Origin of the sequence: Rhodococcus sp. USK10 (genome assembly GCF_019378875.1) — a bacterium.
In the GTDB taxonomy this organism is placed as follows: Bacteria; Actinomycetota; Actinomycetes; order Mycobacteriales; family Mycobacteriaceae; genus Rhodococcus_F; species Rhodococcus_F pseudokoreensis.
Genome location: NZ_CP076048.1, coordinates 6,655,046 through 6,681,440 on the forward strand (window position 1 = coordinate 6,655,046; position 26,395 = coordinate 6,681,440).

Genomic DNA, 26,395 nt, shown 5'->3' on the forward strand with positions numbered 1-26,395 from the left:
CGCAATTGGAAGAGACTCGATAATGGAAATTCAGGACTACCTGCGAATTCTGCAGTCACGTTGGAAAATCATCGCGATCACCACCGTGGTCGCGATTCTCGGTGCACTCGGAGCGTCGTTGCTGACCACTCCGATCTACGAGGCGTCGACCCGGTTGTTCGTCTCGACGTCCGCGGGATCGTCGGTGAACGAGGTGTACCAGGGCAACCTGTTCTCGCAGCAGCGGGTGACGTCCTACACCAAACTGCTCACCGGCGAGACCCTCGCGCAGCGGACGATCGACAAGCTCGATCTGGGCGGCACGGCGGCGGCGCTCGCCTCACAGGTGAAGGCCAGCTCCGCACCGGACACCGTGCTCATCGACGTCAAGGTGCAGGATCCGTCGCCGGAACGCGCCCGCGACATCGCCAACGCCCTGTCCGACGAGTTCGTCGTCATGGCCCGGGAGCTCGAGACCCCGGAGAAGGGTGGGGCCCCCGCGGCCCGCGTCGTCGTCGAACAGCAGGCGCAGACGCCGTCCACTCCCGTCTCGCCCAAGACGCTGCGCAACCTCGCACTGGGCGCGGCGGTCGGGCTGCTGCTCGGCATCGCCTTCGCCGTCCTGCGGGATCGCCTCGACAACACGGTCAAGGATCGGCGCACCGTCGAGGAACTGGCCGGTTCGGCGCTGATCGGCACCATCCCGTTCGACAAGGAGCGGCAGACGCAGCAGGCCATCAACTTCGCCGAGGGCAATTCCTCGAGCGCGGAGGCCTACCGCGAACTCCGCACCAACCTGCAGTTCCTCGAGGTCGACAACCCGCCGCGCGTCATCGTGGTCACCAGTTCGCTGCCCACCGAGGGCAAGACCACCACCGCGATCAACATTGCGCTCGTGCTGGCGGAGGGCGGCCAGAACGTGTGCCTCGTCGAAGGTGACCTCCGCAAGCCGCGCGTGTCGAAGTACCTTGGCGTCGTCGGGTCCGTCGGGCTCAGCAGCGTCCTGGCGGGCAAGGCCGACCTCGACGCCGTGCTCCAGCCGACGCAATACTCGGGTCTCACCGTCCTGGCGTCCGGGCCGATCCCGCCGAACCCCAGTGAGCTGCTCGGAACCGAGACGGCCCGCCAGGCGCTGGCCGACCTCCGCGGACGATTCGACTACGTGATCGTCGACGCGTCCCCGCTGCTGCCGGTCACCGACGCGACCGTGCTCACCGCGATGTCGGACGGCGCCCTGGTCATCGCCCGGCACGCCGAAACTAAGCGGGACCAGCTGTCGCGGGCGGTGGGCAACCTACAGAGCGTCGGGGCGACCATCCTCGGAACGATCATCACGATGACGCCGAGCCGCGGTCGCGGGGTCTACGAGTACAAGTACTACTACGAGACCGACAAGTCGCTGCCTCAGATGCAGCAGGCCGCCCCCGCGCAGCCTGCCGTCCAGCAGCAGGCGCCGCAGCACCAGACACCCCAGCCGCCGGTGCCGCAGCAGCAGGCCCAGTACGTGCGCGACGAGTACCCGCAGCAGCCGTACGGGGGAGATCAGCAGGAAGTCCCGGCCTACCAAGGTGCCCCCGCCTATCAGGGCGCATACCACGGCGACCAGGGTCAGCAGTGGTACGGAGCTGCCGACCACTACGGCAACGAGCAGCAGTCGGGCGCACCGGTGCCTCCCACACCGAGGCGCACCCGCCGCTACCGTGACGACCAGGAACCCTGGTCAGAGACGGATGCTCCGCGCGATCACACCCAGTAGATCGGCGATCTCGGACCCGATGGTCAGGAACGTGTCCTCGTCCTGTCCCATCGGGTCCGGCACGTCTTCGGGAGTGTCGTCGGCCTTGTGTCTGGGACGCGCCGCAGCCAGATCGGCCACCGACTTCGCATCCGCCGCCTCGGCGAGACGGGCGGCCTCCTTCAGCGTGAACGTCTTCTTCAACTGCTCGGGAGCCAGCGCCAGCACCTTCTCGCGCTGACGCTCGGTCATCGTCAGCACCAGGTCGGCCTCCACCGCGAGATCCGCGGTGAGCATCCGCGCGGTGAACTCGGCCGGGTTACCGCCGAGCCCTTCGAGGACTTGCGCGGCCGTCGGTTCCATCGGGCGTCCGACGGCAGCGCGTGTACCTGCGCTTTCGGCGGTCAGATCGGTGATCCCGAGCTCCTCGGCGTATGCCACTGCGAGGCGCTCGGCCGTTGGGGAGCGACAGACGTTTCCGGTGCAGACGAAGAGAACATGCATGGGCGAAGCATAGGGTCTCGCCCCGCACCGTCCGTACACGCACTGTTGGCTTCGAACATCTGCCGGGTAAATATCGCGCTCACCTGCACTGGTTATCAAGGGTGCATGCGCTGCACCGTGTTTGGAACCGGATACCTGGGAGCCACCCACGCCGCCTGCATGGCGGAGTTGGGTCACGACGTCCTGGGCGTCGACATCGACCCCGGAAAAGTGGCGAAGCTCTCCTCCGGAGAGGTCCCGTTCTACGAGCCCGGACTCGCCGAGGTTCTGCGCCGGAACATCGACGCCGGCCGATTGCACTTCACCACGTCGTACCGCGAGGCCGCGGAGTTCGCGGACCTCCACTTCCTCGGTGTCGGCACCCCGCAGAAGAAGGGGGAGTACGGCGCGGACCTGCGGCACGTGCACTCGGTGATCGACACGCTCGCGCCGCTGCTCGACCGTCCCGCCGTCATCGTCGGCAAGTCGACCGTGCCCGTCGGGACGGCGGCCGATCTGGGTGCGCGGGCCCGCGCGCTCGCGCCGGCGGGTGACGCCGTGGAGGTGGCGTGGAACCCGGAGTTCCTCCGGGAGGGCTTCGCCGTCGAGGACACCCTGCACCCCGACCGGATGGTGCTGGGCGTGGACCGCCTGCGCCCCGGACGCGCGGAGGCCGAGTTGCGTGAGCTGTATGCCCGCCTGCTCGGCGAGGACATCCCGTTCCTGGTCACCGACCTCGCCACCGCGGAACTGGTCAAGGTCTCGGCCAACGCGTTCCTCGCCACCAAGATTTCCTTCATCAACGCCATCTCCGAGGTGTGCGAGGCCACCGGCGCCGACGTCACTCAACTCGCCGACGCCCTCGGCTACGACGCGCGGATCGGCCGGCGGTTCCTCAACGCCGGTCTCGGCTTCGGCGGCGGCTGCCTGCCCAAGGACATCCGCGCGTTCATGGCCCGGGCCGGTGAGCTGGGCGCGAACCAGGCACTGCACTTCCTGCGGGAGGTCGACAGCATCAACATGCGCCGTCGCACCCGGATGGTGGAGTTGGCGGCGCAGGCGTGCGGAGGATCGCTGCTCGGCGCCAACGTGGCCGTCCTCGGCGCGGCGTTCAAACCGGAGTCCGACGACGTCCGCGACTCCCCGGCACTCAACGTCGCCGGAATGATGCAATTGCACGGGGCCGTCGTCAGCGTCTACGACCCGAAGGCCCTCGACAACTCCCGCAGGCTCTTCCCGACGCTGAACTACGCGACGTCGGCGGTCGAGGCGTGCGACAACGCGGACGCCGTCCTGCTGCTCACCGAGTGGGCAGAGTTCGCCGCCCTGAAACCGGAGGATCTGAACGGTGTGGTGCGCGCGCGGGTGATGGTCGACGGCCGCAACTGCCTCGACGCCGCGGACTGGCGCACCGCCGGGTGGGTCTACCGGGGCCTCGGGAGGGGATAGCTCGCGCAGAGTGCGGAACGCCCCGCGACAACGGGTTTGACGATCTCCACTGCCGGCGGCATCGGCGGACGGTAGCGTCAGCCCAAATCGTAACGGAGGGCTGGGCGATGTCGAAGGCACGTCACGGATTCCGACTCGCAGTCCTCGCTGCCGTGATCTGCGTGCTCGGCGCCGCGCCCGCTCACGCGGCGGAAGTCCCGACGCTGCCGGGGCCCCCGCAATCCGACCCCGGTACCGCGATCGCGTACGCGAAGCAGCATCCGCATTCCGCGCCGCCCGGCGCCAACGACTTCTCGTGCCGCCCCGATCCCGCGCATCCCCGCCCCGTGATTCTCGTGCACGGCAGCGACGGCAGTGCCTATTCGAACTGGGCCGGGCTGAGCCCGAAACTGAAAGCTGCCGGCTACTGCGTGTTCGCCCTCAACTACGGGCGGAAACCGGGCACCGACCACTTCGGGATGCAGACGATGACCGAGGGTGCCGCGGAACTCGAGGTGTTCGTCGACGACGTGCTGTCCGCGACCGGCGCGGACGAGGTCGACCTCATCGGGCACTCGCAGGGCGCGACGGTGGCCCGGTACTACGTCAACAGGCTCGGCGGAGCATCCAAGGTGCACCACTGGATCGGTCTGGCGTCGCCCACCTACGGGGGAACGTTCTTCGGGATCGCGACGGCGGTGACGTCCGTTCCCGGGGGCACCGAACTGATCGAGACGATCGGTTCGGAGGCGCTCGCCGAGCAGGTACAGGGCTCGCCGTTCCTCACCGCCCTCAATGCCGGCGGTGACACCGTCCCCGGCGCCGAATACACCACGATCGGGACGCGCTACGACGAGGTGATCCAGCCGTACACCAACGTCGCGCTGCACGACCCCGGTGCCACCAACATCCTCGTCCAGGACCTGTGCCCGATCGATCAGACCGGACATTTCAACCTGCCGTACGACCCGTTCTCCCAGCAACTGGTGCTCAACACCCTCGATCCCGCCCACGTGGTGGTGCCGCCGTGCACGTTCGTGCCGCTGGGCACGGGCATCCCGGGAGTGATCATCGCGAGCAACTTCTGAGTTGTCCGCCGCCGACCGGTTGCCCGGTTGCCGTGTCGGACCGCTTCGCTAGACTGCGGGCCATGGAGTGGGGGGATTCCGGATCGAACCCGTGCACAGTCGAGTTGGGCGGCCCATGAGTTCGGTTCTAGGTGTGTCGGTCGGTGCGAGCGCTGTGCGCTTGGCACGACCCGACTCCGTGAACCGTGACGACGCCGCAAGCAGGCACCTCCCCGATTTCCGGGCGCAGGTCGTCGCCGCAGGCCGGGATCTGCCGGAGGAACTGGCCGCCGAATCGATCGGCGTCGTCCTCGCCGGGGCACCCGACGCCGGGCAGGTGCACGCCACCGGCGTCGCCTACCGCGACGAAGCGCAGGCAGGTGCCGTCCAGGCGGCGATGGCCCGGCAGCAACTCGTCAACTACCAACTCGTCACCGAGGCCTCGGCCGCGCTGAAATTCCTCGACGTCTCGGGAGCCCTGGGCGACCACTCGACGCTCGTGTTCTACGACCTGGGCAGTTCCGGGCTCACCGTGAGCGTCGTCGACCGGGCGACGGGTGAGGTGGTCGAGACGGTCCGCACCGACACGGTGAGCGGCGACGTCTTCGACCGGATGGTCCGGGCCAACCAGTTGGAGAACAACCGCATCGAGGCGCCCCGCGACGCGGCCGCGAGCCTGGCGCTCGACCTCCGCTGCCGTGAGGCGAAGGAGCGGCTGTCCACCGGCGGCGCCGTCGCCGTCCCCGGCGACGGTGGCCTGCTGCTGTTGTCGCGCGACGTCTTCGACTCGCTCATCGGTGTCACCGTCGAATCGTCGGCGCGCCTCGCACGCGACGTGATCACGCGGTCCGGACGAACCCCGGATGCCGTGGTGCTCACCGGTGGCGGTGCCCGCATTCCTCTCGTGCGCACGGTGCTGGAGTCGTGGCTCGGATTGCCGGTCATCGTTCCCGATCATCCCGAACTCGTTGCGGCACAAGGTGCTGCGCTGCTCGCCCAGGCTGTGATGCCACCGGCCGCCGAGGTCGCCCGAGTCCTCCCGCCGCCGCAGTACACGCCTCGCGCCGAGTTCGAGGCGGACGCCTTCCGGCACGCTCCGACCGCAGTCGTCGCGCGCAGCGGTGCGCCGTCGAGTACCCCGTCGTGGCTGAGCGCCGCCGCGCCGCCGCCGAGTCAGCAGGTGGCCAAGATCCAGATCCGGGGCGCCGCGCTGGCGGGTACCGCGCTCGCCGTGGTGGCGGTGATCGGTCTCGGTCTCGGGTACGGCAAGAACCTGTTGTCGCGCACCGAGGGGTCGTCGCAGCCGGCGACTACGCAACTCACCGCCAATCCGCCGGTCGTCACCGAGATGGCCACACCGTCACCGACGACGCCCGCGCCGCCGCCGACGTCCGAGACCGTCGAGGCGCCCGTGCAGACGGCGTCGCAGATCCGGATTCCCGAGGCGGAACCCGCACCGCCGCCGCCTCCGCCCGCACCGATATTTCCCGGTTTGCCGCAGATCCAACTGCCGCCGTTCCAACTGCCCGAACTGCCCGAACTGCCCAGGCTCCCCGGAACCTAGACGTCGCCGCGGCCCGGCCGCCGATTCGAGGTGCCTTGCCCCGCTCCGCGGGCCTACCATGGGAATGGTTCCGGCGTAGAGAGGATGTGTGCAGTGACTGCAAATCCAGCGGAGTTCCACAGCACTCCCAACGTTTCCCCGTCTTCGGCGGCCGCGCCGGCAGAAACACGACGGCTCGTGGCGTATACGAAGCCGATCCTGAAGATGTTCCCGCCCACCAGCGAACATGCGGCCAAGGTGACGATGCTGACCGTATACGCGCTGATGGTCATCGCGATCATCTTCATCGTCCTCCGGGAGGTCGGACTCTTCAGCTAGGGGTGCACCCGCTATTTGGAGTGACGGCCACCCCGTGACGGCCTGACCGCGGGCGCCGCGCCGCTGGGCCCTGCGCCGATCGGGCGCGCCAGCATCACCGCGATCGCGGTGGTCAGCGGAACCGACAGCGCCAACGCGATGCCGCCGACCGCCGAGCGCACGATCTCGATGGCCACGGCGTCGCTGAGCAGCACGTCCTGGATCGACCGGCCCGCCACACTGAACAGCAACAGCAGCGGCAGCGCCCCGCCGGCATACGCGAGGACGAGGGTGTACACGGTGCTGGCGATGTGATCGCGGCCGACGCGCATCGCGGAACCGAAGATCTGGCGCCTCGACGCGTCCGGGTCGAGCGAGGCCAGTTCGAATGCCGACGCCGCCTGCGTGATGGTGACGTCGTTGAGCACACCCAGCGAGCCGATGATGAAACCGGCCAGCAGCAGCCCGGTGATGCTGACGTGCTGGATGTAAGTCTGGACGTTGGTGTTCTGCTCCTCGGACAGCCCGGTCAGGCGCGTCATCTCGATGGTGGCGTAGGAGAGGACGGCCGCCAGGGCCATCGACGCGAGGGTGCCGAGCAACGCCGAACTGGTGCGCAGCGAGACGCCGTGCGCGAGATACAGCACGGCATACAGGATGACGGCGCCGGACACGAGCGCCACCGGGATCGCCGGTTGCCCGTCCAGCAGGGCCGGGAGCGTGAACAGGACGAGCACGCCGAACGAGACGACGATGCCGACGAGCGCCCGGAACCCGCGCCACCGCGCGACCGCGATCACGACGGCGGCGAACGCGAGTGCGATGAGGGTGACGGGCAGACCGCGGGCGTAGTCCTCGAACGAGTAGTCCGTCGTGCCGTTCACATCCGTCTGGCGGGAGAGCCGGATGTGCTCGCCCACCCGGAGGTCGGGCTGGCCGGGGCCCGGGATGATCTCGAGCAGCGTCTGGGTGCCGGAGTTGGGACCGGACTCGATGTCGACGATGCTGCGCTGGCACTCGTAGGCGCCGGCGGGCGGGGGCAGCGGTGCGCCGGTGAACGCGCGCCCGGCCGACGGACTGCCGCAGTCGCCGATGTTCTGCATCGTGACCGTGCCCGACTCCGTGACGACGGCACCGCCCTGGGCGCTCTGAAACGGCTGCTCGACGTCGACGCTCGGCTTGCCGGGCCACAACGCGATGGCGCCGATGAGTACCGCGACACCGATGGCGACGAGGAGCCCGACGACCACCTTGGCGGCGACGGGTCCCATCGGGGCCGGTCCGTCGCTGTGGCCGTGTCCATGTCCGTGGCCGTGTCCGTGGAATTCGCTCATCGTCCGCTTCGCGTCGGCTGCTGGGGGGATTGTCTCCGCACGCACGACAGGGTAACCGGAAGCAGACCGGGAACGCTGTGACGGAAGTGGCGTGCGGTGCCGGTGTTGCCGAGCTGTCCGGTGCGTATTGCTCTTGTGTCGCTTATATGTCGCCGGTGTGATTAGATATCGGAACATGGCACGCAGCAGTTAATTTGCAGCGAACGCCGAGCTTCACGCGAAGGTGGTCCGGAACTCCGAACGAGGGGTGTGTTCCGCGGGCGACAAGCCACTGCGTGGAGAAGTGCCGAGCTGGGTGGCGGGGTACAGGGGGTTGACCCCGCCACCAACCTGGCGCCCACAGGGGGGAGGGGCGACAGGTGCTCGCGGCACTCGAGGTGCCGGTTGCCAATCTACCGACACATGAGGGGTATTCGTCAACCGGGTAGGTGAAATCGCCCACATGTCGTGACCTCGAACGCCGACGGCTTAGGATTATTGCCGTTCGGAGGTGTTACCAGTGCGAATCTCGCGGCCATCGCGACGACCCAGCAACCATCTTCGCCGGATCGTGGCGGAGATGGGTATTCCCGTGCCCTGGAACAGGGATCAGCTGATCGGCGGTGTCGCAGCCCGCCGGGGCCGCCCGATCCACCTGGTCCCCGTCTCGCACGCCCTGGTCCAGGGCGGACATTCCGGACTCTGGCTCGCACGGGCCGACGACGACGTGATCCTCTACGCGACAGGGATGTCGGACGTCCACGCCACCCACATCATCTGCCACGAACTGGCGCACATGGAACTCGGCCACGACCGCGACGCCGTCGGAGACACGTCCGTCGACTCGACGGTGCTGTCGGCGGCCGCGCCGTCGGTCGACACGGCAGGTGTGGTCAAGATGCTCGGCCGATCCAACTATTCGAACGACCAGGAATACGAGGCGGAACTGCTGGCTACGCTGATCATGGCCGGTCGCCGCGTGACGACGAGCGGCGTCACTGCCGGTGACGCCCGGGCGTCGCGGATGCTCGGAACGTTCTGACGCCGTGTACGAACCGCCCACCTACGTGAGCTGGCCGCTGCTCGCCGTCGTCTGGGGGACCACCCTCCTGCGCGTGGCCCTGGTCCGGTCGACCGTCGCCGAACGCCGGATGAACGCCGCCCTCGTCTTCGCCTCGCTCTCCCTGGTCCTCCAGCGGTCGCCGGCGCAGCACTGGCTCGACCTCTGGTTCGGGTACGGATTCGCGAACACCCTCAGCAACGTCTGCATCATCCTCACCGCGGCGTCGCTGATCAGCCTCTTCTCCGCGTGGGCGCTCGGCCCGGCGCGTCTGCCCCACATCCACGTCGTGTCGCTGTCGGTGTGCCTCGTCGCGGGGGCGACCCTCATCGCGCTGAGCGCCCCGGCACGGTCGCGCGGCGTCGCCATCGCGGACGAGGGCGGCTGGCTCTTCGCGGCCTACTGCATCACGTACGCCGTCCCGATCCTCGCCGTCGCCGTGCTCAACCTGTGGATCTCACTGAAAGCCGTGCGCAGCGCGACCCCGGGACGCGAACGCCGGGTGTTTCTCGCCGTCATCGCGCTGTCGCTGTTCGAGGTGTTCGACATGGGTGTCGTCATGACGACCGGGGTGGTCAACGCCGTCAGCGAAGACAACGCCCTGACCGAATCGCACAGCGACTCGGGGGCGTTCATCCGGGTGCTCGTCGTGTCGGCGGGCGCGATCATCTCGGCGGGACCGGTGATCCGGGTGCTCGGTCACCGGTGGCGGTCGCGGCGGATCATTCGCCGGCTGCAGCCGATGTGGCGGACCCTGACGGGCGCGGTCCCGGAAGTGGTCCTGGAACTGCGGCCGGCCGACCGCCGGGCACTGACCGTCCGCGGCCGCCTGGACCGCATGAGCGTCGAGATCCGCGACGCGATCATGGTCCTCGACCGGCACGTCGTGTTCGAACTCGGCGACCACACCGGCATCGCACCGCCCGTGGTCACGGCGGCGCGACTGCACCTCGCGTGCCTCGCCCGCAGCGCCGGCCACCGGGCGCACGGCACCGGCGGGACGACGCACCGGTTCGCGACCGACGTCGGCGGCGAACCGTGGGAACTGGCGCGGCTGGCCGACCACTGGAAGGCCGGCGAGCGGATGGCGGCCGCGCTGTGGGCGCGGCGCCTCCCGCAGTTCGGCGGGCCCGAGGACCCGTCGGCGCGCGTCCCCGCTCAGGTCTGACGGGAGTCCGGCGACGCGATCGGCAGCTGGCCGTGGCTCCGCCGCAGATTCTCCAGCAGCGGGATCAGCGATTCCATCTCGGCGGTGGTCGGTTCCGCGTTCGCGTCGAGCGATCGCATCGACAGGTGCTGCACCCCCGCCTCGCGGACCGCGATCTTGAACCGGACCAGGGTGTCGTAGTCGTGGTAGCCGTCGGCCGCGAGGTACTGCTCGGGGGCGTGGAAGTGCTGCGCGACCGCCCGCAGGACGTCGGGTTCGGGCGGCTCGTGATCATTCGTGCGCAGCGACTCGATCTCGGACGGCGCAACGGGGCGGCCGAGGATCCGCGACACCCCCGCGGCGACGGTGTCCTCGCCCGGTTCGGGACCGTCGAGATCGTGGGCGAGGGAGAACAGGCGGTTGACCCGCACCGACAACGGCACCCCGTTCATGCGGTCACCTCCGCGTCTCCGCTGCGTTCAGGATCGTCGGTGGCGACGAGTTTCACCGCGTCCTCCCATCGACGCCAGAAACGCTCCCGGGTGGCCGCGTCGAGATCCTCCCCCCGGCCGTAGAGGAAACGGCGATACCGCGCCTCCTCGAGTTCGCGGGGGTCGGTGACGGTCGACGGCTCCTCCAGCAGGTGACCGAACGCGAACTCCACCAGCGGCTGGCGCGGTCCGGCGGGGCCTCCGTTGACTTCCAGCAACCGCGTCACGTAGGCGCCGGTGATCTTCGAGACCACACGGCTCAGTTCACCCGCCGCCTCGACGAGACCAGGAACCTCGGGGTGCGCCACGCTCAGCCTCGTGAGCTGGGTGTGCGGCCCCAGGATCTCGATGATCGTGTCCAGATCCAGCGGAATCTCCGACGGTCCGAGCGTCAGCGGACGTGACGACGGCGCCCGCTCGTCCCCGTCGAGCGCCTCGAGGGGAGTCGGGTGACCGCCGTCGAGGGTGCGGGCAGCGCTGCCCGGCGCCCACCGCAGCGCGACGTCCAGTTTGCGGAGCGTCTCGATGCTCGGATCCGGGCCGGTCCCGTTCTCGGCGCGTGTCTGAGCTGCGTCGGACGGGCCACCGGCGGCCGTGACCTGGTCCTGTGTGAGGTTCAGCAGACGCCGTCGCCGGTGGACGAATTGTCCGAAACGCGCGCGGGTGCTGGTGACCATTGTTTTCCCCCAGGAGACACGCAAGCGACGCGCGTGTCGCTTGCTGTGTCTCGATCCTACTGCTTGTAGCTGGTGAGGAAATTACCGAACCGCTCGATGGCGACAGCGAGATCCCGCGCCCACGGCAGCGTCACGATCCGGAGGTGGTCGTGGTCCGGCCAGTTGAAACCGGTGCCCTGCACCATCAGGATCTTCTCCTGCAGCAGCAGGTCCTGGACCAGCTTCTCGTCGTCGTAGATCTCGTAGACGTTCGGGTCGAGACGCGGGAACGCGTACAGCGCGCCCTTCGGCTTCACACACGAGACGCCGGGGATCATGTTCAGGCGTTCCCACGCCACGTCACGCTGCTCGAGCAGCCGGCCACCCGGCAGGATCAGGTCCTCGATGCTCTGGTGCCCGCCGAGCGCCACCTGGATGGCGTGCTGACCGGGCACGTTCGGGCACAGACGCGTCGACGCCAGCAGGTCGAGTCCCTCGAGGAAACCCGCCGCGTGCTCCTTCGGGCCGGTGATGGCCACCCAGCCGGACCGGTAACCCGCGACGCGGTACGCCTTCGACAGACCGTTGAACGTCAGGCACAGCAGATCCGGGGCCAGCGTCGCCAGCGAGATGTGCTTGGCGTCGTCGTAGAGGATCTTGTCGTAGATCTCGTCCGCGAGAAGCAACAGTTGATGCTTGCGCGCCAGATCGACGAGCTGCTGCAGCACCTCCATCGAGTACACCGCACCCGTCGGATTGTTCGGGTTGATGACGAGGAGGGCCTTGGTCTTGTCGGTGATCTTGGACTCGATGTCCGCGATGTCGGGGTTCCAGTCGTTGCCCTCGTCGCACAGGTAGTGCACCGGGGTGCCGCCGGCAAGGCTCGTCATCGCCGTCCACAGCGGGTAGTCCGGCGCCGGGATCAGCACCTCGTCGCCGTTGTCGAGGAGCGCCTGCATCGTCATCGTGATGAGCTCGGACACGCCGTTGCCCAGGTAGATGTCGTCGACGTCGAGTTCGGGGAACCCGGCGACCAGTTCGTAGCGGGTGACGATCGCGCGGCGCGCCGACAGGATGCCCTTGGACTCGGAGTACCCCTGCGCGTACGGGAGCGCGGCGATCATGTCGCGCATGATCACGTCGGGCGCGTCGAAACCGAACGGCGCGGGGTTGCCGATGTTGAGCTTGAGAATCCGGTGTCCCTCCGCCTCCAGCCGGGCGGCGTGGGCATGTACCGGTCCACGAATCTCGTAGAGCACGTTCTGGAGCTTGGTGGACTGCTCCAGCTTGCGATGCGGCATGCGGTGGTGGCCGTGGTCTGGGTTGCTCACGACGGTCATTCTCCCACTCCCGGGCAACCCGATTTCTACTGGTGGGTATCGGACCGTCGTCGTGTCGTCGAAACACGCCGCCCGCGCACGCGCCCGTCGTACCCTCGAGAGGGGGTCGTGTTCACCGCGCCCGGAGGGAAAGACCCACATGGCAGCACCGGTAACCGGCCGTCCCGGCCCCGTCGACATCGCGCACCACAGCCACCTCGTCGGAGTGTTCGAGCCGCAGCGGGAGGAGGTCGACGTCCGGGATCTCGAGGTGATCGGCGAACTGCCCGCCGATCTGCACGGCGCGTATCTGCGCAACGGTCCCAATCCGCGGTTCGACCCGATCGGCACCTACGTGTATCCACTCGACGGCGACGGCATGGTCCACCGGGTCGAGTTGGCCGACAGTGCCGCCCGGTACACCAACCGATTCGTCCGCACCCCGATGGTGGCGGCGGAAGAGGAGGCCGGACACGTCATCTGGGCCGGGGTCACCGACCTCTACACGCCGACCGAGGACGAGGTGGGGCCCGAACTGGCGGGCACGTCCCGCGAACTGCCCGACATCAACATCGTCCGGCACGGCGGACGACTCCTCGCGATGGCCGAGACCACGCTGCCGTTCCGCCTCGACCCGGCCGACCTGAGCACGCTGGGGCGGGACAACTGCGACGGCGCAATGAGCGTGGGCAGCACCGCGCACCCCAAGATCGACCCGGTCACCGGGCAGATGGTCCTGTTCAACTACATGTTGGAGCCCCCGTATCTGACGTGGTCGGTGGTGAACCCGGACGGATCCGTCGCGCGGACCCCGACGGCGGTCGAGGGCGTGGACACGCCGCTGATGATTCACGACATGGCGCTCACCGAGCGGTACATCGTGCTGATGCTGTGCCCGCTGGTGTTCGACATCGCCGCGGTGCTGACCGGCGGGTCCGTGCTGGACTGGCGGCCGGAGGACGGCACGCGGATCGCGCTGATCCCCCGCGACGGCGGTCCCGTGCGGTGGACGACGCACGACGCGTACTGGGTGTGGCATTTCGCGAACGCGTTCGACCTGCCCGACGGGCGGGTGAGCGTCGACTACGTGGAGTGGACGTATCCCGGCGGATTCGCGAAGGCCCCGGCGCCGTCGCTCGGCTCGCTGGTCCGCGCCGTCGTCGACCCCGGCAGCGGACGGGTGACGCGAGAGGTGGTGTGCGACCGCGACGTCGAGTTCCCACGGGTCGACGACCGGGAACTGACCCGCGGGCACCGCACCGTGGCGACGGTCGGCAAACTCGACCGCAGCCAGGGACGTCAGGATTCGCTGTGGTTCTTCGACACCGCCCGCGGCACCGAGACGCACTGGGACCCGGGCAGTGTGTCGGTGGGCGAACCGATCTTCATGCCCGGCGCCGAGCACGAGTACTGGGGGATGATCGGCACCAACCGCAGCGACCTGTCGTCCTGGTTCTTCGTGCTGCCCGCCGACGACCCCGGGTCGGGGCCGATCGGGAAGGTGCGACTGCCGATTCGGGTTCCGGCGGGCCTTCACGGCGCGTGGCTGCCTGCGGAGTAGCGGGCGGCGGAATATCCTCGGCGGATGACCTCTGCGCCCTACGGTTCCTGGCCCTCTCCGATCGCGGCGGCGGACCTCGCCTCCAGCGGCCACCCCGTCGAGGGTGGCCGGTACGTGGGCGACGACGTGTGGTGGTCGGAACTGCGACCCAGCGAAGGCGGGCGGGTCGCGGTGCGGCGGCTCGGCCTCGACGACGAACCGGAAGACATTCTGCCCGCACCGTGGAACGCCCGCACCCGCGTCCACGAGTACGGCGGCGGCGGCTGGACCGTCACCGACGCCGGCCACCTCGTGTTCGCCGAGTTCAGCGACCAGCGCCTGTACCTGCTGGAAGGCGGGACCCCGGTGCCGCTGACACCGGAGCCTCCGCAGCCCTGCTCGCTGCGGTACGGCGACCTGTCGGTGGTCGACGGCGAGGTGTGGGCGGTCCGCGAAACGCACGACACCGAGGGCGGCGTGTCCCGCGACATCTGCGTCGTCCCGCTGGACGGGTCGGCGGCCGACGACCCGCATCGGGTGCGATCCGTCGTCGCCGGCTCGGATTTCCTTGCCAATCCGCGACTGTCCCCGGACCGCAGGCACCTCGCGTGGATCGCGTGGGACCACCCCCAGATGCCGTGGGACGGCACCGAGCTCAGGATCGTGGCCGTCGAGGGCGGCCGCGTCAACGGGAAGGTGCGGACACTGCTCGGCGGTACCGAGGAATCGGTGCTGCAACCCGAATGGGTCGGGCCCACCGAGCTGTACACGATCAGCGACCGCAGCGGCTGGTGGAATCTGTACCGGGTGGGCATCGACGACCCCGAACCGGTGGCGTTGTGCCCGATGGACGCCGACTTCGGCGGTGCCCTGTGGATGCTCGGCGGCCGCTGGCACACCCGCCGCGACGACGGCACACTGCTGACCGTGCGCACGTTCGGCACCGACACCCTCGCCGTGCTCGATCCGGCCAGCGGTTCGCTGGTGGACATCCCGCTGGACGGACTCACCAGCATCGGTCTCGGGGATCGCAACGGCAACCGGATCCTGCTGCTCACCGGCGGCGCCCAGACCCCGTCGGGCCTGCGCGAACTCGACCTCGACACCGGTGACCTCCGCACCGTCAGGCTGTCGGTCACCGAACTGCCCGAGGCGGCGTACCTCCCCGAAGCCCGGCAGTTGACGTTCCAGGGCGCCGAACGCGAAGTCCACGCGATCGCCTATCCGCCGCGGCACCCGCGGTACCGCGGCGAGGACGGCGAACTGCCGCCGTACGTGGCGTTCGTGCACGGCGGACCGACGTCGCGGGTCGCACCGTCGCTGAATCCCGTGTTCGCGTTCTTCACCAGCCGCGGCATCGGCGTCGTCGACGTGAACTACGGCGGATCCACCGGGTACGGGCGCGAATACCGCAACCGGCTACGGGGCCAGTGGGGGGTCGTCGACGTCGAGGACGTGGTGACCGCGGTGACCGGTCTGGCCGAGGCGGGGATGGCGGACCCCCGCCGGCTGGCGATCGAAGGCGGATCCGCCGGCGGATGGACGGTGCTCGCGGCACTGACGACTTCGGACGTGTTCGCCTGCGGTGCCTCCTACTTCGGTGTCGCCGAACTCGACGGTTTCGTGAAGGAGACGCACGACTTCGAGTCCCGGTACATCGACGGTCTGATCGGACCGCTGCCGGAAGCCGCCGACCTCTACGCCGAGCGGGCACCGCTGAACAACGTCGCCGGGCTGAACTGCCCGGTCCTGCTGCTGCAGGGGCTCGACGATCCGATCGTGCCGCCGTCGCAGGCGGAACGGTTCCGGGATGCGCTCGTGGAGAAGGGCATCCCGCACGCCTACCTCGAATACGAGGGGGAGTCGCACGGATTCCGGAAGCTGGCCACCCTCATCAGCTCCCGTAACGCCGAACTCTCCTTCTACGGGCAGGTACTGGGATTCGAGCCGCCGGACATTCCGCGGCTCGAACTGTGGCAGCCCGAGGGGTAGACGCGGGACCCTGGGCTCGTCATCGGGCGAGCAGGGCCTCGCAGGACCGCGCCGCACACGCACACGCCTGCACCGTCGCAGTGTCGATGGTCGGGCGTCCCGCCTGGGACCGCCAGAACCGCAGGGCCGTCAGCGCGACGCGTGAGATCTGCTCCGGGGCGGCGTCGGCGGGCATGCCGAGGCGGGTGTGCGGCGACATGCCCTCACCACCGAGCACCCGCTCGAGCAGGACGACGTCCGAGTCCCGCAGTTGCAGACCGCTCGAGCGCAGGCCCGACAGCACCCGCAGTTCCCGGAACACGTGGGTGTCCGCGAGCAGGCGATCCGCCGCCCGGCTCAGGCTGCGGCTCGCCGACGACGGGGTCCGGGCCAGCACGGCCTTCAGCGTGCGGAGCGCGGAGTGCGCCTTCAGTTCGGTGCTGCGCTGACCGAACTGAAGGTGCAGCGTGCGGCGCAGGTCCTCGAGGCCGCTGTGTGCCGTCAACTCCCGGGCCAGCGCCGGCGCGTCGGTCGCGCCCGAGCGGATCAGCATGACCGCGAACCGGATACCGAACAGGCCGAAACTCTCGAGGAGGTCGCGTCGCTGCCCCGGCGGCAGCACGAGGTCGGTGCCCTCCGCCGTGAACCGGGTGATCGAACGCAGCGCGGACTCGAGCACGCTGTCCGGAACGGTGGCGAGTAGCGCCAGGTCGTCGAACTCGGTCTGACGCAGAGTGCGGCCGCGCAGCGCGAGAAGCCCCGACACGGGCAGCAGGCTGCGTTGCACCCGGCGACCCGCGTCGTCGGCGGCGGCGCGGGCCGCGTCGAGGGTGCGTTCGCGGCCGCCCTTCACCTCGTCGGCCCGCGACAGCACACCGACGATGCCCAGCGGACCCGCGGCCGTACCGACGCGGGTCTGCAACTGGTCGAGCAACCGAACGTCCGCTCCGTCGGTGCCCCGGGTCAGGTAGACGACGGCGTCGACGTCGCACGGCCCGTCCTCGGGGAGGAGCAGCGCCCGGGTCCGCGCCGACACGTCCCGCGAATTCGACGACGTTCCCGGTGTGTCGACGAGCGTGAACTCGCCGAGCAACGCCGACGGCCACCCCACCTGCAGTCGCTCCACCCGATCCGCGGTCACCGTGCCCAGGTCCAGCGACAGCCTGCCCTCGTCCCGGTGCACGGGCAGTCGCGTCCGGCGTCCGGCATCGTGGGTGAGATCGATTCGTGGCGTGGCAGACTGCTCGAACCAGGTGACCACCCGAGTGCACTCGGTGGCGTCGGTGGGTGCGATCTCCTCGCCGACGAGGGCGTTGAGCAGCGTCGACTTGCCGGCCTTCAGCGTGCCGGTGAGCGCGACCCGGAGCGGTTCCTCGAGGCGGGCGCCGCAGTGCCGGAGTTCCTCGACGGTGGCGGGGTCGCTGCGCAGTTCGTGCCGGGCGGCATCGATCAGCTGGCGGGTCTGGGAGCCCAGACGGGTGACGCTCATGCCGCCACCTGCCCCGCGAATCCGGCGGCCTGCATTCGGATCTGCCGCAACGTGTCGAGTTCCGTGCGGATCTGCGCCGACCGCGTCGCACGGTGATCGTCGTGCATCTTCGACGCCTCCGTCGCCGCGCGCAGCGAATCGTCGACGGAACGGAGCATCTCGTTCGCCAGGTTGGTGAAGTGGTCGCGCAGGACGCGTTGCACCTCCCGCAGTCGCTGCTTCGATTCCTTCCCTACCTGGAAGATCACGTCGTCCATCAGTCGCGACACCGCCACCTTCGCCTCCGCCTGCCTGCGGGCGGTGCGCGCCTTGCGGTCCTCGCGGTACGTGTTGGCGCCGAGCAGCACTCCCGCGCCGATCGAGAAGGGGTTCACCAGCGCCAGGCCGGCCAGGCTCGTGACCAGGCCGACCATCAGCACGCCGCCGTACGACCCGCGCATGCTGGACAGGACACGCTGCGTGAAACCCTGCGCACTCTCCAGGGATTCGAGCGTGTTCACGGGTTCGAGCACGTGATCCACATTGTCGATGCGCAGCGCGGGAACTGGGACCTTGCCGTCCTCGGCGAACCGCCCCGCGACCGACAGCGCGAGGGCCTGCGAACGGGTGTGGGCCATCACGAAGTTCTCCCGCACGCACGTCGCGATCTCGCCGTCGAGCCAGGAACCGAACTCCTCCCACCGCGGCGCCGGATCGGACTTGCCGATGTCCTCCTCCGCCGCGCGGATGACGGTGCGCAGACGATGACGCAGGTCGTGCTCGATGTCCGTCATCAATTCGATCGCGCCGTCGGCCAGGGTGTACTGCCAGTTCGCGGATCGCTGCCGGAGCTGATCCGCCGCCGCGCGGGCCCCGGTCATCTGCTCGACGAGGGCGGCGCCGCGCTGCGGATCACGCAACGTGTCCAGTTCGGCGCTCAGCGACAGCGACAGGTGGTCGGTGACGGTGCGAACGTCGACGATCACCGAATTGCGGAGCACGACATCCGATTTCGCGACCACCTGCGTGCGCAGATAGTCGACCAGCTGCGGAATGCCGGATTCGACGTCGAGCGCGTCATCGCCCGCCTCGAGAGCGTCCGCGTGCATCAGCGCGGACACCGGCAGCAACGGCAGCGCGAGATCCGCATTCTGCAGGTGCGTGCGGTTGGCCTTCTGGATGTCTGCCCACCGCGGATAGAAGTCGATCTTGTTGACGACGCAGATCACCATCGGGCACAGCTTGTGCACCTGTGTCAGCAGGGCGACCTCGGGTTCGGTGTATTCCTGACTCGCATCGGAGACGAACAGCACCGCATCCGCCGTGGGAACCAGCGCCAGCGTGTCCGCCGCGCGCGCCGGAGCGTGACCGGAGAAACTGGGCGCGTCGACCAGCACCAGACCCTCCGCGAGCAGATCATGGGGGAGGGTGACCGTCGAATCCGGATCCGCCGCGACAGGTCCGTACTCGACCACCACCGGCTCCTGCCGCGACCGTGCCGTCGCCGACACGTCCGCGTCGACGAGCGCGCCCGCCACGGAACTGACACCCTTGTCGGTCAGACCGAGCACCACCACCCGCGTCCGCGGATCGGCGAGGCGAGACTCGGTGTGCGACAGCCGGGTCAGGAGATCGCCGCGACCCGCAGTCCGGGTCAGCGCCGCCAACTGCGACAGCAGCGCCGTCATCGACGCAGTGGTCTCGGCGGGAAGATTCGGGCGCACAGGGGCATTGGCGGCTGAGGATTCGAGGGTGGCGTTCATGATCTCCGCAAGAGTCGGTGACGGGCATTCGAGAGAGGGGAGTGGCGGGCCCGCTGCAGGGGAGTGGGCGGACCCGCCACGTCGAGGTCAGAACACGTGCTGGTCGACAGTCGTCGTCGCAGTCAGGCTCTGATCGTGGGTGTCGAGAGTGCTGCCGGAATCGGCCGTCAGCCCTGACGAGAGGCTCGTCGCGTCGAGTGATGTGCCGGTGTCGAGCGCGGTGCTCGAGTCGTAGGTGGTGCTCGAGTCGTACGTGGTACTCGAGTCGTGCGAGGTGGTGGTGTCGAACGTCGTCGCGGTGTCGGTGGTGGCGGTGTCAGTCGTTGCCGTGTCATGGCTGAGTCCGGTGTCCGACGCCGTGTCCGTGAGCGTGCTGACCGCAGAACTGTGGTCCGTCGCCGAGAGGTCACTGCTGTCTGTCGTGGTGGTGGTCGCATTGGTCGCGGTGGCCGCCTGGGATTGGCCGAGATCGGCGGCGGGTGCTGTGGCCGTGGTTGTCGCCTCTTGTGCCGTTGTCGTTGGGGTTGCCGCTGTGGTCGCCTCGGTTCGGCCGAGATCCGCGGTGGGTGCCGTCGCGTTCTGCGTGGCGGCGTCGGTCTGGGTGGCGTTGGTCGGGGTGTTATCCGTCGACGCTGTTCGCGTTCCCTCGTCGCCGGTGACCGAGGCAGTCTCCGCGCTCCGCGTGCTCTGCTGGTCCGCAACCTGATTCTGATTCCGGTCCGTGTCGGATGTCGTCGTCGCCGAGGCAGGTTCGGTGTTCGTCTGCCGAATCGTCGTGTCGAGAGGCTGCGACGTCACCGCCGCATCGGAATGGGTCGAGACCGGGGTCGCCGTGATCGGCTGGGCCGCGGACGCCGCCGTTGCCGGCGCCGCACTCGTTGCCGGACCGGCCGCGGCAGGCTGCACGGCCGACGACGTCTGCGCAGACACCGACGTGGGCGCCAGCGTCGACGGCTGCGTCGCAACTGCGTTGCCCTGACCGAATGCGGGCTGAGACGCGGACGCGCCGCCCGAGTTCATTGCCGACTCACCGCGGCCCGGGTTGCCGAACGACGCCGACGGGTTCGAGAGGGCGTTCTGATGGCTCGCGACGTTGTTGCCGTCGGTGCGTCCGTCGTGGTTGATCGTGCTGTCGTTCTCGTGGGCCTGGTTGCCGGGGGCGGTGCTTTGGCGACCTGCGTCGTCCCGGTGGCCGGCGTTGTCTTGGTGGTTGGTCTCGTCGCGGCCGTTGTTGTTGTCTCGCGAGGAGTCGGCGGCGTGGTTCTGTCGGTCGCCGTCGGTGTGGTTGTCGTGACGGGTGTCTGTGTTGTTCTGACGGCCGGTGTTCTCGAACCCGCGACTGTCGTTGTCGTGCGAAACGTCATGCAAATTCTTCTGCTGCTCAACGTGCTGAGCAGGATGATCGCCGGTCGGGTTCGCCGGGCGGAGGTCGCGCAGGAGACCGTCGAGTCCGTCGCGCAGAAGGTCCGCCGCATGGGGCGCGCCGCCCAGGTCGGGCTGAGGTGCCCGTGCGTCGATCGCGGCGTGCGGGGTGGGTGCGTCGTGTTCGAGGACGTCCGACGGGTGGATTTCGCTTCTCGTCATGAGTGCTCCTTCATCTCGGTTTGCCCCTTCGAGGCGACTGCCGACGACGTTATGGACCATTCCTGGGAAGACCATGGGAGGACGCTGCACCTTCCCTAGGGGCCGTTCGCCGCCACGCACACAGGAACATCGCAGGAAGCGCACAGCGGTCGGTACAGGAAGGCGGTCTAGCGTTTCGACCGGCAGGAAATCCGCCTGCCGTACCACGGAATGGAGATCACGACATGCGGACATCGATGGGGATCAGTATGGGTTCCGACTCGTTCGTGTCCGCACAGATGCACGGTGAATCGCAGGGGCACCACGAGCACGACGGATTCACGGTGGTGCGGCACTCCGCCGAACTCGCGCTGTCGTCCAGCAGCGCGCCGACGCTCGGGCCGCACCGTGCAGCGTCGCTTCCGCAGGGCAGCATCGTCTTTCGTGACTTCATCGACAGAGTCGGTGACCCTGTTCCGGTGATCGGCGACGACGGGACCCGCACCCCGGCCGTGCAGTTGGTGACCACCGCGCTCGACTGCCTGATTCGGGGCCGCACCCCGGCGCCCGACCATGTGGTGGTCGCGGCCCCAGCGGGCTGGTCGGGATACGCGGTGGAGGAACTCGAGGACGAGATCCGTCGCTGGGGTCTGCTGCAGAACCGCACAGTCACCGTGATCCCCGAAACCACCGCGGCACTCACGTGGGTCGCCCGGGTGGAGAAACTCGACGACTGCGACACAGTGCTGCTGTGCGACGTCGGAGCCCACTCGCTCGACCTGACCGTGGCCACCAGGCAGGGCGCCGAATTCGCTGTGCGCCCATCGACGCGCAGCACCGACTTCAGCGGAGACCACGCCGACCGGCTACTGATGGGTCATGTGGTCGCGCTGGTACTGAACGCGAACCCAGACTTCGACGTCGACGAACCCGCCCACCGCGCGGCCCTCGCCGAACTCGCGGCCCGCTGCCGGATCGCGAAGGAGCGGTTGTCGCAGGACACCTCTGCCGTGGTGACCGTCGAGCTTCCCGGCATCCGACGCCAGATACGTGTCATGCGTTCCGAATTCGAGGACGTCATCCGTGGCTCACTCACTGACGCCGCGAACGCGGTGGCACGTGAACTCGAACGTCTCGCCGAGACCGCAACTCCCGTCGACGCGGTCGTCCTCCTCGGCGGCGGAGCGGCGGTACCGCTCGTGACCGAACTGCTGTCGACGGCCGTGGACGTCCCCCTCGTCGTCTCGCCTGAACCGTCGACGGCGTCCGCCCGCGGCGCGGCGGTGATCGCCGAGCGGGCATCGCTCCGGAAGTCGGGTTCCCGGGTGATGTCGGCGCCGGGGCCGCGGGTGAAGCCACCGGCGGCGCCGCGACCGATCGCGGCGGCAACGTCGCGTGTGCTGCCTCCCTCCGCATCCGCCGGGGTGCCGACCAGGCCCGTTTCCCCGCCCACACCGGCTGTCACACACACCGTCGCCCCGGCCGCGAAGACCCCGAAGTCGGGTATCCGGGGCTGGATGGTCGCGGCGAGTGTCGCCGCTCTCGTCCTCCTGGGCGGCGGCGCGGCAGCGACCCAGCTGATCGGCCAGGACGAGACGCCCTCGGCAACGACGACCACCACCACTTCGTCCGTCGACCAGGCATCGTCCGCCGGCCAGACCGCGCAGGACGACACCCCGGGGAATGACACGGTGCAGGAATACACCGTGCAGAACCCGGCGCCCGCTCAGCCGATGGGCGGCGGAGCGGGCGGACGCGGCGGCGCCGGACCGCGGTAGAAAACAGCAACGCCCCCACCGTGATCGGTGGGGGCGTTGCTGGTCACTGCTGTCGGCTAGCTCTTCCGGCCCGGTGCCTTCGCGCCGGCCTTGAAACCGAGCCCACCGGGCTTGGCCTGCGGCGGGGCCTGCGCCGTCTCCGGTGCCTTGCCGTTGGACCCGTCGCCGTTCGACTCCTCTATCTTCGGAGCCTCGGCCGCGGGTGCTTCGGCTTTCGGTGCCTCGGCCTGGGCTGCTTCAGCCGGGGAAGCCTCGGGTGCCTCGGCCTTCGGTGCTGCGGCCTTGGGAGCCGCAGACTTGCGGGCCCCGGGAGCCTTGGCACCGCTCTTGAAACCGAGTCCACCGGCCTTCGCCATCGGAGGAGCCTTCGGAGCCTCGGCCGCGGGAGCTTCCGAAGCGGAGGAGGTGTCGACGACCTCCGGTTCGGCAGCCGGGGGCGCGGCAGCCTGGGATTCGGCGACCGCCGGCTCGGCCGGAGCGGCGGCCTTCGCCCCGGGAGCCTTCGCCTTGCCCTTCATCTGCAGGCCCTTGCCCGGTGCCTTGGCGCCGGACGCGAGTCCGAGCCCCTTCGGCTTCGCCGCGGGCGCGTCCTGAGCGGGCGTTTCGGCGGCGGGAGCCTCAGCGGCCGGTGCGTCGGCGGCCGGTGCGTCGGCGGCCGGAGCGGCGGCCTTCGCGCCGGGAGCCTTGGCGGCACCCTTCATCTGCAGACCCTTGCCGCCCGGTGCTTTCGCACCACCGGCGAGCCCGAGGCCCTTCGCCTTGGGTGCCTCCGCTGCCGGAGCCTCCGAGCCTGCATCAGCCGCGGCGGCGGGAGCAGCCTTCTTGGCGCCGGGAGCCTTCGCCCCACCGGCCATGCCGAGACCCTTGCCGGGCGCCTTGGCGCCGGGAGCTTTCGCCCCGCCCGCCATGCCGAGACCGGGTGCTTTCGCGCCGGGTGCCTTGGCGCCGGGAGCCTTCGCTCCGGGTGCCTTGGCCAGGCCCTTCATCGCCAGGCCCTTGCCTGCGGGAGCTTCCGTGGCGGCCGGAGTTGCGGCGGCCTCCTCGACCTCCTCGACGCGTTCCTTTTCGACTACCGCTGCCTTGGCCTCGGCTGCCACCGGTTCGGCCGGCTTCTCGCGGGGGACGACCTTGATGTTCTCGGTCAGCTTCTCCGGCTCGAGACGCGTGATGGACGAGAGCATCAGCTGGGCGACGTCGACGACCTCGACACCCTCACCCTGGCCGGACTCCTGGCGAGCCGTGACACCGTCGGTGAGCATGACGCGGCAGAACGGGCAGCCGGTCGCGATCTTCTTCGGATCCGTGCTGAGCGCCTCGTCGACCCGGTCGATGTTGATGCGCTTGCCGATGTTCTCTTCCATCCACATGCGCGCACCACCGGCACCACAGCACATGGACCGTTCGCCGTGCCGGGGCATTTCCTTCAGCTTCGCGCCGGAGGCTTCCATCAGCTCGCGGGGAGCGTCGTAGACCTTGTTGTGGCGGCCGAGGAAGCAGGGGTCGTGGTAGGTGATGTCCTCACCGACGGAGGCGACCGGAATCAGCTTCTTCTGACGGACCAGGCGGTTGAGCAGCTGAGTGTGGTGCACCACCTCGTAGTCGCCGCCGACCTCCGGGTACTCGTTGCCGAGCGCGTTGAAGCAGTGGGCGCAGGTGACGACGATCTTGCGCTTGCGCTGCTCGACGCCGTCGAAGACCGAGTTCAGCAACTCGATGTTCTGCATGGCGAGCTGCTGGAACAGGAATTCGTTACCGGCGCGGCGAGCGGAGTCGCCGGTGCACGTCTCGTCGGCGCCGAGCACCATGAACTTCACGCCTGCGGTGGCGAGGAGTTCGGCGACGGCCTTCGTGGTCTTCTTGGCGCGGTCCTCGTAGGCGCCGGCGCAGCCGACCCAGAAGAGGTACTCGTAGTCCTCGAAGCTGTCTGCGTCCTGGCCGAACACGGGGATCTCGAAGTCCATCTCACTGATCCAGTTGAGACGGTCCTTGGAGTTCTGACCCCACGGGTTGCCCTTGTTCTCGAGGTTCTTGAACAGGCCGGCCAGCTCGGACGGGAACTCCGACTCGATCAGCACCTGGTAGCGGCGCATGTCGATGATGTGGTCGACGTGCTCGATGTCGACGGGGCACTGCTCGACGCACGCGCCGCAGTTGGTGCAGCTCCACAGCGTCTCGGCGTCGATGACCGGGGCCAGCTCGCCTTCGACGGTCTCGCCGACCAGCTTGCGCTCGGCTTCCTGGCGGGCCGCCTCGGGGATCGCCGCCAGCTTGGCGTCGTCGACGGCGCCTTCGCCGTTCACCAGGCCGACCTCGTCGCCGCCCATGTCCTTGCGGCCACCGGCGAGCAGGTACGGAGCCTTGGCGTAACCGTGGTCGCGCAGCGACGTGATGAGCAGCTTCGGGGACAGCGGCTTACCGGTGTTCCACGCGGGGCACTGCGACTGGCACCGCCCGCACTCGGTGCAGGTGGTGAAGTCCAGCCAGCCCTTCCAGGAGAAGTCCTCGATGTTGCCGGCACCGAACGTGTCGGTGTCGGGATCGGCGTCCTCCATGTTGATGGGCTTGCCACCGGACATCATCGGCTTGGCGGCGCCGAGCGCGACGTCGCCGTCGTCCTCACGCTTGAAGTAGATGTTCGCGAACGCCGCGAACCGGTGCCAGGCGACACCCCAGGTGATGTTGCGGCCGACGACGTAGAGCCAGATCATGCCCGACATCAGCTTGACGAAGGCGAAGAACGCGACCATGTTCGGGCTCGCGGGAAGCAGCTTCGCGAGGTTCATCGTGAAGAAGTCGGTCCACGGGTTCGAGTGGCCGTAGGTGGCGATCTTCCCGGCCTTCACGAAGATCATGCCGAGACCCTCGATGAGGACGACGGCCTCGACGAAGTACGCGGCCTTGAAGTCGGAGCCACCGAAACGGGACAGCCGCGCGGGCACTCGGGGGTGGTTGAGCTGGCGGATCACGATCAGTGTGGTGATACCGATGACCGTGCCGAGGCCGAGAATCTCGTCGACGAAGTGGTAGACGGCGGTGTTACCGACCAGCGGCCAGTGGAACTCCGGGTTGAACGTCTGGCCGTACGCCTCGAACCACACGACGGCTCCGAGCATGAAGCCGACCATGACCAGCCAGTGGGCCCAGCCGACGGTGCGGAACTTGCTCATGCGCGTGTGGGCGATGAACTCGACACACATCTGCTTGAAGCGCGGGAAGAAGGGGCGCCATCGATCCGGGGCCGACTGGCCGATCCGGACGACGTTGACCATCTTCAATGCGCCTGTGATGAAGGAGAACCAACATACGAGGCTCAGCAGCACGCCGATGGTGCCCAACGTGATCGTCAGGGCATTCATGTCGCGGCCTTTCGTTTCAGGGCGGCAGGGCGGCCACCTCGGGACTGCTCGTGATCCTAACGCTTGCTAAGTTACCCACTGGTAACTTACCTAGCCTACCTGTGGGTAACTTAGTTGGCTCGAGCGGGATATCTGCAGCTGGGGCGCCGATGAGGCATGTGGTGCATGCCACAATCGGACTTTCTGTTCGCCACGTTAAAGGGTCGAATTTGCGGCGTTCACCCAAGGTCGCCCTAACTTCGGCGGACGGGTGCGCGGGACTGTCCGAGAGGTCTCCCGGGTGCGCTTCTGTCGCCATTTCGGTCACGAATTCAGTGCGGTTGCATTGCGGCGGGATAACGACGGGCAAATATTCCGTGCGTCGATGTCGGCGCTGCCGAAAATCCGCCCGACCGGACTAATTCACCCCATGTAATT

General features: G+C 68.7%; 19 protein-coding genes. 10 read left to right on the forward strand and 9 right to left on the reverse strand.

All coding sequences use genetic code 11. The features are described 5' to 3' along the window. Nucleotides 1–22: 22 nt before the first annotated feature. Entirely contained in the window at nt 23–1,735 is a 1,713-nt protein-coding gene (locus I1A62_RS37480) for a polysaccharide biosynthesis tyrosine autokinase (RefSeq protein WP_219457324.1), read from the forward strand. On the opposite strand, the gene I1A62_RS37485 is transcribed toward I1A62_RS37480, so the two are convergent. Beyond that, nucleotides 1,700–2,218 (reverse strand): protein tyrosine phosphatase, encoded by a 519-nt coding sequence (locus tag I1A62_RS37485; protein ID WP_219457326.1) that lies wholly within the window; start codon nt 2,216–2,218, stop codon nt 1,700–1,702. The genes I1A62_RS37480 and I1A62_RS37485 overlap by 36 nt on opposite strands. Before the next feature lie 105 nt (nt 2,219–2,323). Here I1A62_RS37485 and I1A62_RS37490 point away from each other — a divergent pair, with 105 nt between their 5' ends. From I1A62_RS37490 to I1A62_RS37505, 4 genes are all read left to right on the forward strand, one after another. Beyond that, nucleotides 2,324–3,646 (forward strand): UDP-glucose/GDP-mannose dehydrogenase family protein, encoded by a 1,323-nt coding sequence (locus I1A62_RS37490; RefSeq protein WP_124395736.1) that lies wholly within the window; start codon nt 2,324–2,326, stop codon nt 3,644–3,646. Nucleotides 3,647–3,753: 107 nt separating this feature from the next. Continuing rightward, nucleotides 3,754–4,713 carry a triacylglycerol lipase gene (locus I1A62_RS37495; RefSeq protein WP_219457328.1) on the forward strand — a complete coding sequence of 320 codons (960 nt, stop codon included), beginning with the start codon at nt 3,754–3,756 and terminating at the stop codon, nt 4,711–4,713. Nucleotides 4,714–4,828: 115 nt separating this feature from the next. Beyond that, nucleotides 4,829–6,256: an Hsp70 family protein gene (locus I1A62_RS37500; RefSeq protein ID WP_219457331.1), complete on the forward strand. Its 1,428-nt coding sequence runs from the start codon at nt 4,829–4,831 to the stop codon at nt 6,254–6,256. A gap of 84 nt (nt 6,257–6,340) precedes the next feature. Next, the gene (locus I1A62_RS37505; protein ID WP_257890635.1) at nt 6,341–6,574 is read left to right on the forward strand and encodes a hypothetical protein; all 234 of its coding nucleotides are present in this window, start codon (nt 6,341–6,343) and stop codon (nt 6,572–6,574) included. Between the two features lie 11 nt (nt 6,575–6,585). Here I1A62_RS37505 and I1A62_RS37510 read toward each other — a convergent pair whose 3' ends face one another. Further along, the gene (locus I1A62_RS37510; RefSeq protein ID WP_219457333.1) at nt 6,586–7,887 is read right to left on the reverse strand and encodes a YibE/F family protein; all 1,302 of its coding nucleotides are present in this window, start codon (nt 7,885–7,887) and stop codon (nt 6,586–6,588) included. 559 nt (nt 7,888–8,446) lie between these two features. On the opposite strand from I1A62_RS37510, the gene I1A62_RS37515 reads away from it, so the two are divergent. Together I1A62_RS37515 and I1A62_RS37520 are read left to right on the forward strand one after the other, a co-directional pair. Beyond that, nucleotides 8,447–8,908 (forward strand): hypothetical protein, encoded by a 462-nt coding sequence (locus I1A62_RS37515; protein WP_257890636.1) that lies wholly within the window; start codon nt 8,447–8,449, stop codon nt 8,906–8,908. A gap of 4 nt (nt 8,909–8,912) precedes the next feature. Next, on the forward strand, nt 8,913–10,094 hold the full coding sequence (locus I1A62_RS37520; RefSeq protein ID WP_219457337.1) for an MAB_1171c family putative transporter: 1,182 nt from the start codon (nt 8,913–8,915) through the stop codon (nt 10,092–10,094). Here the strand turns inward: I1A62_RS37520 and I1A62_RS37525 are convergent. From I1A62_RS37525 to I1A62_RS37535, 3 genes are read right to left on the reverse strand one after another with little or no spacing between them, the layout of a single operon-like run. After that, nucleotides 10,085–10,525 (reverse strand): hypothetical protein, encoded by a 441-nt coding sequence (locus I1A62_RS37525; protein ID WP_219457338.1) that lies wholly within the window; start codon nt 10,523–10,525, stop codon nt 10,085–10,087. The genes I1A62_RS37520 and I1A62_RS37525 overlap by 10 nt on opposite strands. Continuing rightward, the gene (locus I1A62_RS37530) at nt 10,522–11,241 is read right to left on the reverse strand and encodes a helix-turn-helix domain-containing protein (RefSeq protein ID WP_124395729.1); all 720 of its coding nucleotides are present in this window, start codon (nt 11,239–11,241) and stop codon (nt 10,522–10,524) included. The genes I1A62_RS37525 and I1A62_RS37530 overlap by 4 nt, the downstream gene beginning before the upstream one ends. Nucleotides 11,242–11,297: 56 nt before the next feature. After that, entirely contained in the window at nt 11,298–12,560 is a 1,263-nt protein-coding gene (locus tag I1A62_RS37535) for a pyridoxal phosphate-dependent aminotransferase (RefSeq protein ID WP_005253480.1), read from the reverse strand. Nucleotides 12,561–12,699: 139 nt separating this feature from the next. On the opposite strand from I1A62_RS37535, the gene I1A62_RS37540 reads away from it, so the two are divergent. Then, nucleotides 12,700–14,100: a carotenoid oxygenase family protein gene (locus tag I1A62_RS37540; protein ID WP_219457340.1), complete on the forward strand. Its 1,401-nt coding sequence runs from the start codon at nt 12,700–12,702 to the stop codon at nt 14,098–14,100. Nucleotides 14,101–14,124: 24 nt separating this feature from the next. Continuing rightward, nucleotides 14,125–16,071 (forward strand): prolyl oligopeptidase family serine peptidase, encoded by a 1,947-nt coding sequence (locus I1A62_RS37545; RefSeq protein WP_219457342.1) that lies wholly within the window; start codon nt 14,125–14,127, stop codon nt 16,069–16,071. 19 nt (nt 16,072–16,090) lie between these two features. Here the strand turns inward: I1A62_RS37545 and I1A62_RS37550 are convergent, their stop codons facing one another. From I1A62_RS37550 to I1A62_RS37560, 3 genes are all read right to left on the reverse strand, one after another. Continuing rightward, nucleotides 16,091–17,539 (reverse strand): dynamin family protein, encoded by a 1,449-nt coding sequence (locus I1A62_RS37550; RefSeq protein WP_219457344.1) that lies wholly within the window; start codon nt 17,537–17,539, stop codon nt 16,091–16,093. Continuing rightward, the gene (locus I1A62_RS37555) at nt 17,536–19,281 is read right to left on the reverse strand and encodes an Isoniazid-inducible protein iniA (protein WP_219457346.1); all 1,746 of its coding nucleotides are present in this window, start codon (nt 19,279–19,281) and stop codon (nt 17,536–17,538) included. The genes I1A62_RS37550 and I1A62_RS37555 overlap by 4 nt, the downstream gene beginning before the upstream one ends. Before the next feature lie 87 nt (nt 19,282–19,368). After that, complete coding sequence (locus I1A62_RS37560) at nt 19,369–20,865, reverse strand: hypothetical protein (RefSeq protein WP_219457348.1); 1,497 nt, start codon at nt 20,863–20,865, stop codon at nt 19,369–19,371. A gap of 224 nt (nt 20,866–21,089) precedes the next feature. Here I1A62_RS37560 and I1A62_RS37565 point away from each other — a divergent pair, with 224 nt between their 5' ends. Continuing rightward, nucleotides 21,090–22,622 carry an Hsp70 family protein gene (locus I1A62_RS37565; RefSeq protein WP_257890637.1) on the forward strand — a complete coding sequence of 511 codons (1,533 nt, stop codon included), beginning with the start codon at nt 21,090–21,092 and terminating at the stop codon, nt 22,620–22,622. 56 nt (nt 22,623–22,678) lie between these two features. Here I1A62_RS37565 and I1A62_RS37570 read toward each other — a convergent pair whose 3' ends face one another. After that, nucleotides 22,679–25,978, reverse strand: coding sequence for a (Fe-S)-binding protein (locus I1A62_RS37570; protein WP_219457349.1), 3,300 nt, complete (start codon nt 25,976–25,978; stop codon nt 22,679–22,681). Between the last annotated feature and the right edge of the window lie 417 nt (nt 25,979–26,395).

Excerpts from the sequence above, each read along its gene's own strand:
- I1A62_RS37480 (WP_219457324.1), top strand. The coding sequence starts at position 23 with ATGGAAATTCAGGACTACCTGCGAATTCTGCAGTCACGTTGGAAAATC.
- I1A62_RS37485 (WP_219457326.1), bottom strand. The coding sequence starts at position 2,218 with ATGCATGTTCTCTTCGTCTGCACCGGAAACGTCTGTCGCTCCCCAACG.
- I1A62_RS37490 (WP_124395736.1), top strand. The coding sequence starts at position 2,324 with ATGCGCTGCACCGTGTTTGGAACCGGATACCTGGGAGCCACCCACGCC.
- I1A62_RS37495 (WP_219457328.1), top strand. The coding sequence starts at position 3,754 with ATGTCGAAGGCACGTCACGGATTCCGACTCGCAGTCCTCGCTGCCGTG.
- I1A62_RS37500 (WP_219457331.1), top strand. The coding sequence starts at position 4,829 with ATGAGTTCGGTTCTAGGTGTGTCGGTCGGTGCGAGCGCTGTGCGCTTG.
- I1A62_RS37505 (WP_257890635.1), top strand. The coding sequence starts at position 6,341 with ATGTGTGCAGTGACTGCAAATCCAGCGGAGTTCCACAGCACTCCCAAC.
- I1A62_RS37510 (WP_219457333.1), bottom strand. The coding sequence starts at position 7,887 with ATGAGCGAATTCCACGGACACGGCCACGGACATGGACACGGCCACAGC.
- I1A62_RS37515 (WP_257890636.1), top strand. The coding sequence starts at position 8,447 with ATGGGTATTCCCGTGCCCTGGAACAGGGATCAGCTGATCGGCGGTGTC.
- I1A62_RS37525 (WP_219457338.1), bottom strand. The coding sequence starts at position 10,525 with ATGAACGGGGTGCCGTTGTCGGTGCGGGTCAACCGCCTGTTCTCCCTC.
- I1A62_RS37530 (WP_124395729.1), bottom strand. The coding sequence starts at position 11,241 with ATGGTCACCAGCACCCGCGCGCGTTTCGGACAATTCGTCCACCGGCGA.
- I1A62_RS37535 (WP_005253480.1), bottom strand. The coding sequence starts at position 12,560 with ATGACCGTCGTGAGCAACCCAGACCACGGCCACCACCGCATGCCGCAT.
- I1A62_RS37540 (WP_219457340.1), top strand. The coding sequence starts at position 12,700 with ATGGCAGCACCGGTAACCGGCCGTCCCGGCCCCGTCGACATCGCGCAC.
- I1A62_RS37545 (WP_219457342.1), top strand. The coding sequence starts at position 14,125 with ATGACCTCTGCGCCCTACGGTTCCTGGCCCTCTCCGATCGCGGCGGCG.
- I1A62_RS37550 (WP_219457344.1), bottom strand. The coding sequence starts at position 17,539 with ATGAGCGTCACCCGTCTGGGCTCCCAGACCCGCCAGCTGATCGATGCC.
- I1A62_RS37555 (WP_219457346.1), bottom strand. The coding sequence starts at position 19,281 with ATGAACGCCACCCTCGAATCCTCAGCCGCCAATGCCCCTGTGCGCCCG.
- I1A62_RS37560 (WP_219457348.1), bottom strand. The coding sequence starts at position 20,865 with ATGACGAGAAGCGAAATCCACCCGTCGGACGTCCTCGAACACGACGCA.
- I1A62_RS37565 (WP_257890637.1), top strand. The coding sequence starts at position 21,090 with ATGCGGACATCGATGGGGATCAGTATGGGTTCCGACTCGTTCGTGTCC.
- I1A62_RS37570 (WP_219457349.1), bottom strand. The coding sequence starts at position 25,978 with ATGAATGCCCTGACGATCACGTTGGGCACCATCGGCGTGCTGCTGAGC.